Below are 15269 nucleotides of genomic sequence, written 5' to 3'. Positions count from 1 at the left end.
CGCCCACCCCCGGATGAACGCCTCCACTCAGCCTGCCGAGGGGGCGGGTGGATCAAGATCAAAAGCTGCAGGCGAGCTAACGCTCGGCCTGATGAGTGGTGAGGAGCGAAGGTGTACGCCGATCTGCCTTTGCTCTTCTGTGGGAGCGGGCTTGCTCGCGAAGGCGGCCTGCCAGCCGACCAATTTCTCGCAGATACACCCAGCCCCCCCTGTGGGAGCGGGCTTGCTCGCGAAGACGACCTGCCAGCCGACCAATTTCCACCGAATGTACTCGGTCCAATTGTGGGAGCGGGCTTGCTCGCGAAGGCGGCCTGCCAGCCGACCAATTTCTCACAAACATACCCAATCCCCTGTGGGAGCGAGCTTGCTCGCGATGGCGGCCTGACAGGCGCAGGTAGATCACAGTCGAACGAACCCCGTAAACAGGCCGGCCGGTAGGCCGCCTCGCTTTGCTTTTGCGGTGTACGCCCCCTCGTGAGGCCGAGCGCAGGTTCTGCGCAGTGGGCAACCCGGCATGGATGCCGGGTTAGCCGCCCCCGGCCATGGATGGCCGATGGCGGCGGGCCCACGGAGCAGGACCGGAGCGAGGGCATGCCGAGCCACGGCGAGGCACCGAATGTCAGGGGCAAGAGCCCTTTGGTTACTTTGGGGCTTTTCCAAAGTGACCCGCTGTAAGAGCGGAACCATAAGCGGCCGTGACCGCAGCAATGGATATGTACACCCGTAAAAAACACATCGCCCAACACATAGCTTTCGCGAGCAAGCCCGCTCCCACAGGGATCTTCAGTGGCCAGCGGACCCAATGTGGGAGCGAGGAAAGTCGTAAAATCGCCTTGCATTGCCTGCAATCGGGCGATCTCCCCGAAATAACGGACGGCGGTGTACAATCACGTTTTTATACCCTCTGTTGATTATGCGAAGGATTTTCCGGATGTTGCCGCGCTTTCCTGCCGTCACCCGCTGCCTGACTCTTGCCGCCCTTTTGGTGGCAGGTCCCGTTGCAGCATTGGAGTTTCCCCTGCCGCCACCCGGTGAGGACATCATCGGCCAGGTGCAGGTGATCAAGGCCAAGTACGAAGACACCTTTGCCGACCTTGGTACCACCTACGATCTGGGCTACACGGAAATGGTCGCGGCCAACCCGGGCGTCGATGCATGGTTGCCAGGCGTCGGCACGGAAATCATTCTGCCGACCCGTTTCATCCTGCCGCCAGGCCCGCGTGAAGGCATCGTGATCAACCTGGCCGAGTACCGCCTCTACTACTTCCCGAAAGGCAAGAACGTGGTGTACACGTTCCCGCTGGGTATCGGTCGTGAAGGCTGGGGCTCGCCGATCGCCCATACCAGCATCACCGCCAAGACACCTAACCCGACCTGGACGCCTCCGGCGTCGATCAAGGCCGAGCACGCAGCAGACGGTGATCCGCTGCCCAATGTCGTGCCGGCCGGCCCTGACAACCCGCTGGGGCCGTTCAAGTTCACCCTGGGCACACCGGGCTACCTGATCCACGGTTCGAACAAGAAATTCGGTATTGGCATGCGCACCAGCCACGGCTGCTTCCGCATGTTCAACAACAACGTGCTGGAAATGGCGGGCATGGTGCCGGTCGGTACGTCGGTGCGGATCATCAACGACCCGTACAAGTTCGGCATGAGTGGCGGCAAGGTCTATCTGGAGGCGCATACGCCGCTGGACGACAAGGGCAACCCGTCGGTGGTCGACAAGCACACTGCGGTCATCAACGCGATGCTCAAGCGTGAAGACATCACCAACAACCTGCGCATGAACTGGGATGTGGTGCGTGATGTGGTTGCCGCTGAAGATGGCCTGCCGGTGGAGATCGCTGTGCCGGGCGCCAGCGTCGCACCGATGGTGTCGAGCACTCCGATCGACCCGATGCAGTAAGCTTGCAAAGAGCCCGTCGGCGCGTATCGCGTCGACGGGTTTTTTTTTGCCTGGAGAAAACGCCGGGCAATAAAAAAGCCGACCCAAAAATGGGTCGGCTTGATAACAATCCCGAAGGACTATTACTTGCGGCTAGCTTTGTCCAGCATGCGCAGAGCACGCTCGTTAGCTTCGTCAGCAGTCTGTTGTGCTTTTTGAGCAGCAGCCAGAGCTTCATCAGCTTTACGGTAAGCTTCGTCTGCACGAGCCTGGGAGCGAGCAGCTGCGTCTTCAGTAGCGGTCAGACGTGCTTCAGTTTCTTTCGATGCGCTGCTGCAACCGGTAGCCAGAACTGCGGCCAGAGCCAGAGCAGAGAATTTCAGAACGTTGTTCATCGTGTTCCCCTTCAAGGACTTTCTATTAAGTAGCTATCTCCTCCGATTGAGGAAATAGCCGGCGTACATACTACCCATTACTTGTAGTAAGTAAAACTGACGTGACGCAAGAAGCAAAAAAAATTGTAGGCGTTGATTCTTTTTCGAGCAACTTTTAACTGAATTGTTTAAAAAATATCCAGCTGCAAGGCCCGTGGCTGAGCGAGCCGACAAGAAAAAGTTCCTGTGGCACACCGCTGTTTTTCAGTCTGGCTAAAGTCCGCCTATATGGAGTCGTCTACACTTTTGTTCGGCTTTTGCGTAGCACCTCTCAATATCTTTCTCGATGTTCAGGTGACTTTAACAACGGGCGCTCGTCTTAAGTCTCAACATCCGGCAATGTACAGGCTATCGACCCTGAGTGAGCTTCGGTCGAGCCATTCCTGCGTGATCCGGAGCAGCACCCGCCAACCTGCATGATGACGAGCGCACCTTGAGCATTTCTGTCAATGGTGCCTACTATTTGTACGTGCTCGGTAGCGCGAGATCGGTGCAGCTCTTCTCGGTGTCCATTCAGGCACGGGGTGGCGTAGATGTTCCTTCGCCGGAAAAACATCGGTAAGGTAGGGGTCGAATTCCAGACCCGCGAGGAGTAGTGATGAGCGAGGCGTTGTCCATCCACCATGACCAGGCTGGTCATCAGTTCGAGACCAATGTGGACGGTCATCGTGCCTATCTGACCTATATGGATCTGGGGAAGCAGACCCTGGATATCTATCGCACCTTCGTGCCAAACGCACTGCGTGGTCGCGGTATTGCGGCAGCCTTGACCGAGAAGGCGCTGGAGTACGCTGACGAAATGGGCTACACGGTCATTCCATCGTGCTCCTACGTCGAACGCTACATGGAGCGTCACCAGCGGCATGCTGCCAAGCTGAGTCAGTGACCTTCAATAAAACGAATACATAAAAAAAACGCCGGGTTCTACCCGGCGTTTTTTTGTGCGTGCTTTTTGTGCAGCCAATCGGGTGATCAGCTGCGATCGCGCTTAGGCAGTACATCCTTGAGCTTGGCATGCATGCTGCGCAAGGTGTTTTCGGTCGCGGTCCAGTCGATGCAGGCGTCGGTGATCGACACGCCGTATTGCAGGTCGGCGAGGTCTTTCGGGATCGCCTGGCAGCCCCAGTTCAGGTGGCTTTCAACCATCAGGCCGATGATCGACTTGTTGCCTTCGAGGATCTGGTTGGCGACGTTTTCCATCACCAGCGGTTGCAGGGCCGGATCCTTGTTGGAGTTGGCGTGGCTGCAATCGACCATGATGTTCGGCTTGATCTTCGCCTTGTTCAGCGCCTGCTCACAGAGCGCAACGCTGACCGAATCGTAGTTCGGCTTGCCGTTGCCGCCGCGCAGCACCACATGACCGTAGGCATTGCCCTTGGTGGTTACGATCGATACGCCACCTTCCTGGTTGATGCCCAGGAAACGGTGCGGGCTGGAAACCGACTGCAGGGCATTGATCGCCACGGTCAGGCCGCCATCGGTACCATTCTTGAAGCCGACGGCCGAGGACAGGCCGGACGCCATTTCACGGTGAGTCTGGGATTCGGTGGTGCGCGCGCCGATGGCCGACCAGCTGATCAGGTCCTGCAAGTATTGCGGGGAGATCGGGTCGAGGGCTTCGGTGGCGGTCGGCAGGCCTTTTTCGGCCAGGTCCAGCAGCAACTGGCGACCGATGTGCAAGCCGTCCTGAATCTTGAACGAGTCGTCCAGGTACGGGTCGTTGATCAAGCCTTTCCAGCCGACGGTGGTACGTGGCTTTTCGAAATACACGCGCATGACCAGATACAGGGTATCGGACACTTCGGCAGCGAGGACCTTCAGGCGCTCGGCATATTCATGGGCGGCCTTGATGTCGTGGATCGAGCAAGGCCCGATGACAACGAACAGCCGGTGGTCGGTGCCATCCAGAATGTTGCGAATGACTTCGCGGCCCTTGGTGACGGTGCGCAGTGCGGCGTCGCTCAGGGGAATATCGCGCTTGAGCTGATCGGGAGTGATCAGTGTCTCGTTGGAGGCGACGTTTAGGTCGTTGATCGGTAAATCAGCCATCGTTTACTCGTCAGGTCACGGGTGCCGGCCGCCAGCGAACCCGCGCGGCGGAGCACAGCAAATTAAGCGCGTCGGGGAGCTGAACCTTAGCGCGTTACACCGTGGCTCGACAATGGGCAGACGCCGGTTTAGGGGCCATTCACAGTGAGTTTCCCCAACGTGACGGGCAAACCCTTCGGCAATGCCCCTAATCCGGCACAGGCTCGGCAAAAGCCTTTTGCACCGAATCGTGAGAGAACTCGTCGGCATGCTCCTGAACCCATTCGAGGGCCAGGGCCTGGATATCCTGCAAATCGTCGTGGGTGTCATGCAGGCGGCAGTAGCGTTCGATCTGGCACACCTGCTCGCCCATTCGGGCGCTGAACAGCATTTGTTCGTCGACGAAGGCGATACCCACCAGATAACCGCGTTTGCGCCGCAGACACCAGGCGACATAGCCCAGGTAGCGCACGTCCGGACTTACGGTCGGCATGCGAACTTCCAGCGCCGTGCCGTGGCGCCACGCGCGGTGATAATTGCAAGCCATGCCCCCGAGACTGATAGTGTGCAGCTGTCGTCGCGAAATACACTCAGGTTTCAGCAACGTTAATTCGACGGGCACATCGTCAGGGTGAGGAATAAATCGTCCCATGAACACAGACTCCATGTGTCGGCCATCTGACATTGTTACAACCAGTATAGTGGTCGAATTGGAACTGACCGATTTTGACGCCGACCAACGGCTGCTGGCGATGAGCGGCGTATCGCTGGTTATTTTCACCAGTGTCGGCTGCGCCAGTTGCCGTTTTGCCCGCGAGCAATTGCCGACACTCGACCTGGCAGTCGATCGACTGTGCTGGATCGATGCCGGCAATAACGGAGGGGTGGTCGAGCGTTATCAGGTCTTTCACTTGCCGGCGCTGTTTGTCGTTCGCGACGGCGAATTCTTCGGAGCACTGAAATCGCGTCTGACCGACACCGAGCTCAATCGGGCCGTGCGCCAGGCGCTGAGTCGAACAGCAGAGGAGTTGCCATGATGGGGACAGTTGCCAGGCCGACAATCGGCATTATCGGGACCGGTGCAATCGGCGGTTTCTATGGGGTGATGCTGGCGCGTGCCGGTTTTGATGTGCATTTTCTGCTGCGCAGCGAATTCTCCGCGGTGGCCGAGCATGGGTTGCGAGTCGATAGCGCGCCCCACGGTGCCCTGACATTGAACCCGGTAAAGGCTTATTCGAGCGCTGAAGACATGCCGCCCTGCGACTGGTTGCTGGTGGGCGCGAAAACCACCAGCAACGCAGACCTGGCACCCGCCATCCTGCAGGCTGCGGCACCGAACGCCAAAGTGCTGCTGTTGCAAAATGGCCTGGACGTCGAAGACAGCCTGCGCGAGCTGCTCCCCGACTCGCTGCACGTGCTTGGCGGGCTCTGTTATATCTGCGTCCATCGCGAGGCGCCGGGCGTCATCACCCATCAAGCGCTAGGCGCAGTGCACGTTGGCTATCACAGCGGTCCCGCCGTCGATGGGCCGACGCGCGCCGCCATTGTCGAGGAGGGTGTCGGCCTGTTTCGCAGCGCCGGCCTCGATTCCCAGGCCATGGCGAACCTGCACCAGGCACGCTGGCAAAAACTGGTCTGGAATATCCCCTACAACGGTCTCTCGGTTTTGCTGGGGGCGAGCACCACGCCGTTGATGGCCGATGCCGACACTCGTGAGCTGATCAAGGCGCTGATGGCAGAAGTGGTGCAAGGCGCAGTCGCGTGCGGGCACGACGTACCAGCAGGGTATGCCGAGCACTTGTTCATGGTGACCGAAAAAATGCCCGACTACTGGCCGAGCATGTACCACGATTACTTGCACAAGCGACCGCTGGAACTGGCCGCGATCTACGCCCGGCCTTTGGCGGCGGCGAAGGCAGCCGGGTGTGAGATGCCGCGCATCGAGGCCTTGTTTCGCAGTTTGAGTTTCATTGATCGACGCAACACCTGAGTCGACCGACCTGAGGGGGAAGGGCATGCCAAAGGCAATTGACGACAAGCTGGTGCTGGCGATTTCTTCGCGGGCGCTATTCGACCTGAGCGAAAGCCACATGGTCTACCTGTCGAGTGGCGTCGAAGCCTATCGGCAATATCAGATCGAACACGAAGACGAAATCCTCGAGCCCGGCGATGCCTTTCCGTTGGTGCAGAAACTCCTGAACCTCAATAACAGCCTCGGCCGCGCCCGGGTCGAGGTGATTCTGGTGTCGCGCAACAGTGCCGACACCGGGCTGCGGGTATTCAACTCGATTGACCATTACGGCCTGGCAATTTCCCGGGCGGCTTTTGTCGGCGGGCGCAGTCCGTATCCCTATCTCAAGGCCTTTGGCTGCGACCTGTTTCTCTCGACCCACGCCGAAGACGTACGCAATGCTCTGGACGCCGGGTTCGCGGCAGCGACCATTCTGTCGGGCGGTGCCAGCCGTGCAGCCAGCGACGAGCTGCGCATTGCCTTCGACGGAGATGCGGTGCTGTTTTCCGATGAGTCGGAGCGCATTTATCAGGCTGGTGGTCTGGAAGCGTTCCAGGCCAGCGAGCGCGAGGCCGCTCGCGAGCCGTTGCGCGGTGGGCCGTTCAAGGGCTTTCTTGCCGCTCTCAATCTGCTGCAGCGTGAGTTCCCGGAGGACGCCTGTCCGATCCGTACCGCGCTGGTCACGGCGCGATCGGCACCGGCCCATGAGCGGGTGATTCGCACGTTGCGCGAATGGGACATTCGTCTTGACGAGTCGCTGTTCCTCGGCGGCCTGACCAAGTCGGCCTTTCTCGAAGCCTTCGCGGCCGACGTGTTTTTCGACGATCAGGCCGGTCACTGCGAGTTGGCCCGTGAAGTCGTCGCCACCGGTCATGTGCCCCATGGCATAAGCAACGAGCAAAAGGTTTAAGCCCGCCGTTCAATGCGTTGCGCCGGACGTCGTAGTCGCCAAGGCACTGCTAAGCTGAATCAAATCTCCGCCATGTTGGCAGTCGAGGAGGTCATATGATTCGTTCGATGCTGTATGCCACCGATCTCGGGCTGTATGCGCCCGTGGTGATGCAGCATGCGCTGGAACTGGCCCGGACCTTCAATGCCAATCTGTATGTCGTGCATGCGGTTGAACCCATGGGGTTGTTTGCCGAATCGGTGCTGCAAAGTTATCTCGATGAGCGGGCGCTGAATGAGTTTCACAGCCAGGGCCTGAATACAGTGATTGCCAGTATCGAGCAGCGGGTGCTCGACAGTTTTCGCGAGGAGCTGGGGGATGAGGGCGAGCATGACCTGGAGCGGATTCAGGCGGTGCGGGTGCTGCAGGGCGATCCGTCGCAGGTGATTCTGGACCAGGCCCAGAAACTCTCCGTGGATTTATTGATCGTAGGTAGTCACAGCCATGGTGCCGGTGCGGAAACGCCTCTGGGGCGAACCGCCGCCCGTGTGTTGCAACTGTCCAAGGTGCCGGTCTATCTGGTGCCGCTGGTGCAACGTCGTCGCCAAGGGGATCGCTAGAGCACGAATAATGGCAATTTGACAAAAAAGTTCTAGATTTATTCTTCGTGCCATTAATATAGTTATATACCGTCGCTGATGCCCGTGGCGTCTACCTGCTTTGAGGGATTCATATGAAGCTTCAACAATTGCGCTACATCTGGGAAGTGGCGCACCACGACCTCAACGTTTCCGCAACAGCCCAAAGTCTTTACACCTCTCAACCGGGCATCAGTAAACAGATCCGTCTGCTGGAGGATGAACTGGGCGTCGAGGTTTTTGCCCGCAGCGGCAAGCACCTGACCCGCGTTACCCCGGCCGGCGAGCGCATCATCACCACCGCTGGCGAAATTCTGCGCAAGGTTGAAAGCATCAAGCAGATCGCCCAGGAATTCTCCAACGAGAAAAAAGGCACCCTGTCGATTGCCACCACGCACACCCAGGCGCGTTACGCGTTGCCGCCGGTGATCAGCAATTTCATCAAGCAATACCCGGACGTTGCCCTGCACATGCACCAGGGTTCGCCGATGCAAATCGCCGAAATGGCCGCTGACGGCACCGTGGATTTCGCCATCGCTACCGAAGCGCTCGAGCTGTTCGGTGATCTGGTGATGATGCCGTGCTACCGCTGGAACCGTTGTGTGGTTGTGCCTCAGGGGCATCCGCTGACCAAGCTGTCGAAGCTGACCCTCGAAGCACTGGCCGAATACCCGATCGTGACGTACGTGTTCGGTTTTACCGGCCGTTCGAAACTCGACGAAGCGTTCAGTCATCGTGGCCTGACGCCGAAAGTGGTGTTCACCGCTGCCGATGCCGACGTGATCAAGACCTATGTTCGCCTGGGGCTGGGCGTAGGCATCGTGGCAAAAATGGCCGTCGACGCCAAACTCGATAGCGACCTGGTGGTGCTTGATGCCAGCGAATTGTTTGAGTCCAGCGTGACCAAGATCGGCTTCCGTCGCGGCACATTCCTGCGTGGTTTCATGTGCGATTTCATCGAGAAATTCGCGCCGCACCTGACCCGCGAAGTCATGGCCAAGGCCATTCAATGCCACAACAAGCAGGAACTGGAAGAGCTGTTCGACGGTGTCGAACTGCCCGTTCATTAATCCTGCTTAAACGACCTCGGTGACAGCAAACTGTTGCCGAGCACCCGCCACCAGAATCTCCACCTCATCGCCCTCGAACTTGCCCAGCAGGCTTTTGCCCAGCGGTGAGCGCGGGGTGATGACGGTAATCAGTTGCCCCACCAGATCGACCTTCAGCCCGGCCGCATCGGGGGCGAGAAACAGCCATTGTTCGCGTCCCTTTTCGTCCTCGAGCCCGAGCAACGCGCCCACTTCGATGCCCCGTCGATCTTCATACGGGCGCAGGGCCATGTTCTGGCAGAGGGTCAGTGACTGGCGAATTTCCTCGACCCGCCTGGCTTGCCCGGCGGCGAGATAGGACGCTTCCAGCCCCAGGGTGTCGTACTTGTTCTCGGCGATGTTTTCTTCGTGGGTCGCCGTTTCGTAAGCGGTTTGCGCGGCCCGTTCGGCGATGTCGAGATCGATTCGCAGCTTGTCGAGAATCAGTTGGTGGACGGTATGCTTATTCATGATCAATCACAGAATTGCAGGACGTTGGCGCGACTTTTTTCGCTGGGTATCGTCCGGTCCTGTTGCAACCAGAACTGACAGGTCGGATTGGACTGGTTGCGACTGCTGCTGCGCGCCTGATCGAGCCGTTGTGCCTGCTCGTTTTTGCGCAGGTTTTCTTCGTACTGCTCGAACAGTGGATTCTGCGGCGCAATGTCCGGAACCGGTTGCGCTGCCACGGGCGGTTTGGCCAGTTGCTCCACGGCGGCCGCAACAGATGCCAGTTGCTTGTTGAACAACAAGTGGGAAGCGAGCCAGCAGGTCAGCACAATGGCAATGAATCCCAGCCACATGCCGAGGGCGATGCTGCCGGTCAGTTGCAGGGCGTTGAGGCTGATGGGGAAGGATCGGCGCGGAGTGGGACGGTGGGGCATGGTTGCCTCCTGGCGGAAGGTCACTGGCGAGTGGCGATTGTCGCATGAAGAATAATCGCCGTCGGCTCTTCTGCACGGGGTAATTTATGCGGACAATCGGCGCCTTTGCCAACGGGAGCCTGGAATGCCTGATATGAAAACCCGCTGGGATATTTTTTGCACCGTGGTCGATAACTTCGGCGACATCGGCGTGACCTGGCGACTGGCCCGGCAACTGGTGGCCGAACATGGACTGGCGGTGCGTCTATGGGTCGATGATCTGCGAGCGTTCGAACGCCTGTGCCCGGAAATCGATATCCACGTTGCGCAGCAGTGGCAACAAGAGGTCGAAGTGCGCCAATGGCCGGCCGAGTGGCAACCGACTGAAGCCGCCGATGTGGTGATTGCTGCATTTGCCTGCCAATTGCCGAGCGCCTATATGGACGCCATGGCCGAACGGGAAAAGACACCGTTGTGGATGAACCTCGACTATCTGAGCGCCGAGGACTGGGTGATCGGCTGCCACGGTTTGCCCTCGGTGAAGTACAAAAGCGTACAGAAATTCTTTTTCTTTCCGGGGTTCCGGAAGGGTACAGGCGGGTTGTTACGTGAGCGCGGGTTGCTTGAACGTCGTCGGCAATTTCAGCAAGACCCGCAAGCTCAAAGAGAATTCCTGCAAGGTTTAGGGATCGATCGTGCGCCCGGAGCGCAGTTGATCTCATTGTTTGCCTACGAAAACACCGGGCTGGCCAGTTGGCTCGATGCGCTGGCTGGCGATCCGACGCCCACTCATCTGCTGGTGCCGGAAGGGCGGATTCTCGGCGATGTCGAACGCTGGCTCGGTGTGCAGGGTTTGACGGCCGGTGCCGTGCATGTGCGTGATGCCTTGACCGTGCAAGTGCTGCCATTCGTCCGCCAGGACCAATACGACGGGTTGCTGTGGTGCTGTGATTTCAATGCCGTGCGCGGCGAAGACTCCTTCGTGCGCGCCCAATGGGCAGGCCGGCCATTTCTCTGGCATATTTACCAGCAGGAAGAAGACATCCATCTGGACAAGCTCGAGGCCTTCCTCGAGCTTTATGTAAAGGGGCTATCTGCGCCTGCGCGGGAGGCGATCAGCGGTCTCTGGCGGGCGTGGAATGCCGGTGAAAAAATGCCCGACCACTGGCAATCCACCCGTAAACACTGGCCAGAGCTGGAAAAACACGCCGAGGCGTGGTGTCTGGAACAGGCCTTGCAGGCCGATCTTGCCACGGCGCTGGTACAGTTTTATGGAAATTGGATATGATACGCGGCCTAGATTTTTGTAAATCCCATCCAAATTCGGATATTCGCAATGAAAACTGGTAAAGAACTCAAACCCGGTACCGTGATCCGTATCGACAACGATCCTTGGCTGGTTCAGAAAGCTGAATTCACCAAGTCCGGTCGTAACAGCGCGATCATGAAGACCAAGCTGAAGAACCTGCTGACCGGCTACAAGACCGAAACCGTATACGGTGCGGACGACAAGCTGGACGACGTGATCCTCGACCGCAAAGAAGCGACCCTGTCCTTCATCAGCGGCGACTCCTACACGTTCATGGACACCACTGACTACACCATGTACGAGCTGAACGCTGAAGACATCGAAGCCGTTCTGCCGTTCGTTGAAGAAGGCATGACCGACGTTTGCGAAGCCGTGTTCTTCGAAGGCCGTCTGGTTTCCGTAGAACTGCCGACCACCATCGTGCGTCAGGTTGCCTACACCGAAGGTTCTGCTCGCGGCGACACTTCCGGCAAGGTGATGAAGCCTGCCAAACTGAAGAACGGTACCGAGCTGTCGGTTGCTGACTTCATCAATATCGACGATATGATCGAGATTGATACCCGCGAAGGCGGTTCCTACAAAGGCCGTGCCAAATAAGCACAGCTTGAGGAATGAAAAAGCCCGGCCATTGAGTCGGGCTTTTTTGTGCCTTTCAGAATCTGCGTTGAACCCCTGTGGGAGCGGGCTTGCTCGCGAAGGCGTCTTCATATTCGATATTTATGTCGACTGACAGTCCGCTTTCGCGAGCAAGCCCGCTCCCACAGTTTTATTTCAGGTGTTCCTTGAGCTCTTGCGAGGCCTGCAGCATCGCCGAACGCACCGCTGGCACCTGGCTCACCACGTTGAGCAAACCGTAGTCGTGGATCAGGCCGTTGTAGCGCACCGAGGTCACCGGCACACCGGCTTCATCGAGTTTGCGGGCGTAGGCTTCCCCTTCATCGCGCAGCACATCGGCACCGGCGGTCTGCACCAGCGCGGGAGGCAATCCTTTCAACTGGGCGGTGGTCGCACGCAGAGGTGAGGCGTAGATCTCGTTCCGCTGATTGGCGTCGGTGGTGTAGTTGTCCCAGAACCACTTCATCATGTTTCTGGTGAGGAAGTGCCCTTCGGCGAACTGGTTGTAGGATGCCGTCTCGAAGCTGGCATCGGTCACCGGCCACAGCAATACCTGGAACTTGATCGCCGGCGTGCCTTTGTCTTTGGCCATCAGTGCAACCACGGCCGCCATGTTGCCGCCGACACTGTTGCCGGCTACCGCCAGGCGCTTGCCATCGACATTGATCTCTTTACCGTGCTCGGCCACCCATTTTGTCGCGGCGTAAGCCTGGTTGATCGCCACCGGGTAATGCGCTTCCGGCGACGGTGTGTAATTCACGAACACGGCCGCTGCACCCGAACCCACCACCAGGTCACGGACCAATCGTTCGTGGGTCGGGAAATCTCCCAGCACCCAACCCCCACCGTGGAAGAACATGAACACGGGCAGCTCACCCTTGACCCCGGCCGGCCGGACGATGGTCAGGTTCAGCGGTTGGCCTTCAACCTGGATGGTCTTCTGGCTGACATCGGCTTTTGGCAGCGTCAGCTTCACCCCGGCCTGTGCACCGACCAGCACGGCGCGGGCATCGGCAGGGGGCATTTGCTCCATCGGTTTGCCGGTGCCGGCATTCACCACATCGAGGAATGCCTGGGTGTTGTGTTCAACGTCGCCGGCAAATGCACTGTGGATGGACAGGGCGAGAAGGGTACCGGTCAAGACTTTGCTGAAAGTGTTCATGTTCGTTTCCTGTTCGGGCCTGGTAGGTCAGCGGTTAGACGGTCACGTGCAGGCGCACATCGACGTTGCCACGGGTGGCGTTGGAGTACGGGCAGACCTGGTGGGCTGCGTCGACCAGTGCTTGTGCATCGGCTTGCTCAAGACCCGGCAGGCTGATGTGCAGGTCGATGTCCAGGCCGAAGCCGCCAGGGATCTGGCCGATGCCGACGTGGGCGGTGATCGAAGCGTCGTTCGGGATGCTGCGCTTGGACTGGCTGGCGACGAATTTCAGGGCGCCGATGAAGCAGGCGGAGTAGCCGGCGGCAAACAGTTGCTCAGGGTTGGTGGCTGCGCCGCCGGCACCGCCGAGTTCTTTCGGCGTGGCGAGTTTGACGTCGAGGATGTTGTCGCTGGAAACCGCACGACCGTCACGGCCACCGGTGGAAGTTGCGATTGCGGTGTAGAGAGTTTGCATAGTGAAAGCCTCGTTCAGGGGGATGTGTGTTCGCGCTAAATGTTTGCGCGCTAAGTAAGTGCGAAGTGAATGTATCGCGCTAATGTTTAGTGCGCAAGATAAAAAATAAAATAAATTTGCCAAGACCGACGAACGGTTAAGCAGGATTGGCTGGAGCCATTGAGTTAGAGCGGCTGGAGGTTTTGCAGGCGACTTTTTGTGGCGGGGAATCGGGTTGTATGGCACCGCACAAAGCAACTGTGGGAGCGGGCTTGCTCGCGAAGGCGGTGTGTCAGTCGACTTAAATATCGAATGACAAGACGCCTTCGCGAGCAAGCCCGCTCCCACACTCGTTTTGTGGTGGTCTTGAAGTTACAGGCTGTCTTGCAGGTGACGACGCAGCTCTTGCAGCTCCGCTTGCAGGTTTTGCAGGCGCTCCAGCGTCATCCCGCTGGCGCCGAGGATGCATTGGGGAATATCTCGGGCTTTGTCGCGCAACGCCCGGCCCTGTTCGGTGAGTTCGACGATCACCACTCGCTCGTCCTCGCGGCTGCGGGTGCGGCTGAGCACACCTTCGGCCTCCAGGCGCTTGAGCAGCGGCGTCAACGAGCCAGGATCGGTCAGCAACCGCGTGCTGATTTCACCTACGGTCAAACCGTCCCGCTCCCACAACACCATCATCGCCAGGTATTGCGGGTAGGTCAGCCCCAACGCTTGCAGCAAGGGTTTGTAGACCTTGGTCATCATCAGCGAAGTGGAGTGCAGGGCAAAGCAGGCCTGATTGTCCAGCAGCAGGCTGTCGCAGTTATCCAGGGTGTTGCGCTCGGTGTTCATGTCGAAGCCTTGATCTGTGATCTTAGGAATCTAGCGGGCGAATCTTTAATGCGCCAGATAATTTTGATCAGTGCCGTTGCAAATGGGTTTGAAGCACCAGATCCCAGGGTGGAACCGGACTGAAGCGGGTTTTCAGGTACTCCAGCAACAAGCGACTGCGGGAGTTGGGTTGCTGTTCCAGGCGCAAGGCATAGATGCCGGCACTTTCCGGTGCTGGCAGGCCGCTTTCGCAGAACAGCGGCAGCAACTCACCCCGCAACAGGTACTCGCTGGCCAGCCAGGTCGGCAGGTGTGCGATACCCAGTCCGGCCAATGCGCCGCACACCAGCGCCTCGGCATTGTTGGCGCTCATGCGGACCCGCGCTGGCCGGTGCAACTGCATTTGTCCGTCCCGCTCGAAGCGCCAGGCGAAGGGCGGGGCCAGGCCATCCCAGTCGAGTCCGTCGTGTTGACTCAGCTGTGACGGATCGGTTGGCACACCGCGACGCTGCAAGTAATCCGGGCTGGCGCAGGCGATACGCACCATGCTCGCCAGTGGCGTGGCCACCAACCGGGTGTCGGCCAACTGCCCGGCGCGCAGCACCAGATCGACCTTGCCGAGGTTCAGGCCCTGCATGTCGACGAAGCTGTCGATCAAGTGCAGTTGCACGTCGAGCCCGGGGTAGAGCATCAGGAAATCGGCAATCACCGGTGCCAGGTGCCGGCGACCAAAGGCTGCCGGCGCATCGATACGAATCAACCCCTCCGGCGCGCTGCTCAGGGACACCGCCTCGGCCCGGGCCAGGCGCAACTCGGCGACGATCCGCCGTGCGCGCTCGGCAAAGGCCAATCCCGCCGGGGTGGCGCGTACCGCATGGGTGCTGCGGATGAACAATTGGCTGCCGACGGCGCTTTCCAGGCTGTCGATACGCCGTGCCACGGCCGAAGGGGTCAGCGGATGACGGCGCGATGCGGCGGAAAAACTCCCGGTTTCCAGCACGTCGAGGAACAAAGCCAGTTGGTCGGTCAGTTGACTGGGGTTCATGGCAGGTTTGCGCTTGTGCGAATTTGGCAAAGCCATTGTGCGTTGCTGTGCGTTTC

At 59.0% G+C, this 15269-nt stretch carries 18 protein-coding genes; 9 read left to right on the top strand and 9 right to left on the bottom strand.

Annotated features, from left to right (window positions below; translation table 11 throughout):
* Window positions 1–931: 931 nt before the first annotated feature.
* A complete protein-coding gene (locus PMI28_RS22820; protein WP_007983551.1) occupies window positions 932–1906 on the top strand; it encodes a L,D-transpeptidase family protein in 975 nt (324 codons plus the stop codon).
* A 122-nt stretch (window positions 1907–2028) separates the two neighbouring features.
* Here the strand turns inward: PMI28_RS22820 and oprI are convergent, their stop codons facing one another.
* A complete protein-coding gene (gene oprI, locus PMI28_RS22825; RefSeq protein WP_003199355.1) occupies window positions 2029–2280 on the bottom strand; it encodes an outer membrane lipoprotei OprI in 252 nt (83 codons plus the stop codon).
* 637 nt (window positions 2281–2917) lie between these two features.
* Between oprI and PMI28_RS22830 the strand changes: the two genes are divergently transcribed.
* Entirely contained in the window at window positions 2918–3205 is a 288-nt protein-coding gene (locus tag PMI28_RS22830; protein ID WP_007973562.1) for a GNAT family N-acetyltransferase, read from the top strand.
* An 86-nt stretch (window positions 3206–3291) separates the two neighbouring features.
* On the opposite strand, the gene PMI28_RS22835 is transcribed toward PMI28_RS22830, so the two are convergent.
* Window positions 3292–4368: a 3-deoxy-7-phosphoheptulonate synthase gene (locus PMI28_RS22835; protein WP_007983549.1), complete on the bottom strand. Its 1077-nt coding sequence runs from the start codon at window positions 4366–4368 to the stop codon at window positions 3292–3294.
* 187 nt (window positions 4369–4555) lie between these two features.
* The gene (locus PMI28_RS0128330) at window positions 4556–4999 is read right to left on the bottom strand and encodes a PilZ domain-containing protein (RefSeq protein WP_033063126.1); all 444 of its coding nucleotides are present in this window, start codon (window positions 4997–4999) and stop codon (window positions 4556–4558) included.
* Between PMI28_RS0128330 and PMI28_RS22840 the strand changes: the two genes are divergently transcribed.
* The 5 genes from PMI28_RS22840 (at window position 4998) to cysB (ending at window position 8955) form a co-directional block, all read left to right on the top strand.
* Window positions 4998–5384 carry a thioredoxin family protein gene (locus PMI28_RS22840; RefSeq protein WP_007983545.1) on the top strand — a complete coding sequence of 129 codons (387 nt, stop codon included), beginning with the start codon at window positions 4998–5000 and terminating at the stop codon, window positions 5382–5384. The two genes, PMI28_RS0128330 and PMI28_RS22840, sit on opposite strands and share 2 nt — an antisense overlap.
* Window positions 5381–6337, top strand: a complete 957-nt coding sequence (locus tag PMI28_RS22845) for a putative 2-dehydropantoate 2-reductase (RefSeq protein ID WP_007983543.1) — start codon at window positions 5381–5383, stop codon at window positions 6335–6337. The genes PMI28_RS22840 and PMI28_RS22845 overlap by 4 nt, the downstream gene beginning before the upstream one ends.
* Before the next feature lie 25 nt (window positions 6338–6362).
* Window positions 6363–7268 carry a 5'-nucleotidase gene (locus PMI28_RS22850; protein WP_007983541.1) on the top strand — a complete coding sequence of 302 codons (906 nt, stop codon included), beginning with the start codon at window positions 6363–6365 and terminating at the stop codon, window positions 7266–7268.
* Window positions 7269–7363: 95 nt separating this feature from the next.
* Window positions 7364–7867: a universal stress protein gene (locus PMI28_RS22855; protein ID WP_007983539.1), complete on the top strand. Its 504-nt coding sequence runs from the start codon at window positions 7364–7366 to the stop codon at window positions 7865–7867.
* Between the two features lie 113 nt (window positions 7868–7980).
* Window positions 7981–8955: an HTH-type transcriptional regulator CysB gene (gene cysB / locus PMI28_RS22860; protein ID WP_007983537.1), complete on the top strand. Its 975-nt coding sequence runs from the start codon at window positions 7981–7983 to the stop codon at window positions 8953–8955.
* A 6-nt stretch (window positions 8956–8961) separates the two neighbouring features.
* On the opposite strand, the gene PMI28_RS22865 is transcribed toward cysB, so the two are convergent.
* Both PMI28_RS22865 and PMI28_RS22870 read right to left on the bottom strand, forming a co-directional pair.
* The gene (locus tag PMI28_RS22865; RefSeq protein ID WP_007983535.1) at window positions 8962–9444 is read right to left on the bottom strand and encodes a GreA/GreB family elongation factor; all 483 of its coding nucleotides are present in this window, start codon (window positions 9442–9444) and stop codon (window positions 8962–8964) included.
* Window positions 9445–9446: 2 nt separating this feature from the next.
* Window positions 9447–9857 (bottom strand): hypothetical protein, encoded by a 411-nt coding sequence (locus PMI28_RS22870; protein WP_007983533.1) that lies wholly within the window; start codon window positions 9855–9857, stop codon window positions 9447–9449.
* A gap of 124 nt (window positions 9858–9981) precedes the next feature.
* On the opposite strand from PMI28_RS22870, the gene earP reads away from it, so the two are divergent.
* Together earP and PMI28_RS22880 are read left to right on the top strand one after the other, a co-directional pair.
* Window positions 9982–11124: an elongation factor P maturation arginine rhamnosyltransferase EarP gene (earP, locus tag PMI28_RS22875; protein WP_007983531.1), complete on the top strand. Its 1143-nt coding sequence runs from the start codon at window positions 9982–9984 to the stop codon at window positions 11122–11124.
* Between the two features lie 48 nt (window positions 11125–11172).
* Window positions 11173–11742, top strand: coding sequence for an elongation factor P (locus tag PMI28_RS22880; RefSeq protein WP_007983530.1), 570 nt, complete (start codon window positions 11173–11175; stop codon window positions 11740–11742).
* 169 nt (window positions 11743–11911) lie between these two features.
* Here the strand turns inward: PMI28_RS22880 and PMI28_RS22885 are convergent, their stop codons facing one another.
* From PMI28_RS22885 to PMI28_RS22900, 4 genes are all read right to left on the bottom strand, one after another.
* Entirely contained in the window at window positions 11912–12922 is a 1011-nt protein-coding gene (locus tag PMI28_RS22885; protein ID WP_007983528.1) for an alpha/beta hydrolase, read from the bottom strand.
* A 34-nt stretch (window positions 12923–12956) separates the two neighbouring features.
* Window positions 12957–13376, bottom strand: coding sequence for an organic hydroperoxide resistance protein (locus PMI28_RS22890; protein ID WP_007983526.1), 420 nt, complete (start codon window positions 13374–13376; stop codon window positions 12957–12959).
* 351 nt (window positions 13377–13727) lie between these two features.
* Entirely contained in the window at window positions 13728–14189 is a 462-nt protein-coding gene (locus PMI28_RS22895; RefSeq protein ID WP_007983524.1) for a MarR family winged helix-turn-helix transcriptional regulator, read from the bottom strand.
* A gap of 67 nt (window positions 14190–14256) precedes the next feature.
* Window positions 14257–15213, bottom strand: a complete 957-nt coding sequence (locus tag PMI28_RS22900) for a LysR family transcriptional regulator (RefSeq protein ID WP_007983522.1) — start codon at window positions 15211–15213, stop codon at window positions 14257–14259.
* Window positions 15214–15269: the final 56 nt, after the last annotated feature.

Origin of the sequence: Pseudomonas sp. GM48 (genome assembly GCF_000282335.1) — a bacterium.
In the GTDB taxonomy this organism is placed as follows: domain Bacteria; phylum Pseudomonadota; class Gammaproteobacteria; order Pseudomonadales; family Pseudomonadaceae; genus Aquipseudomonas.
This window is presented reverse-complemented; position numbering and strand designations above follow the sequence as displayed.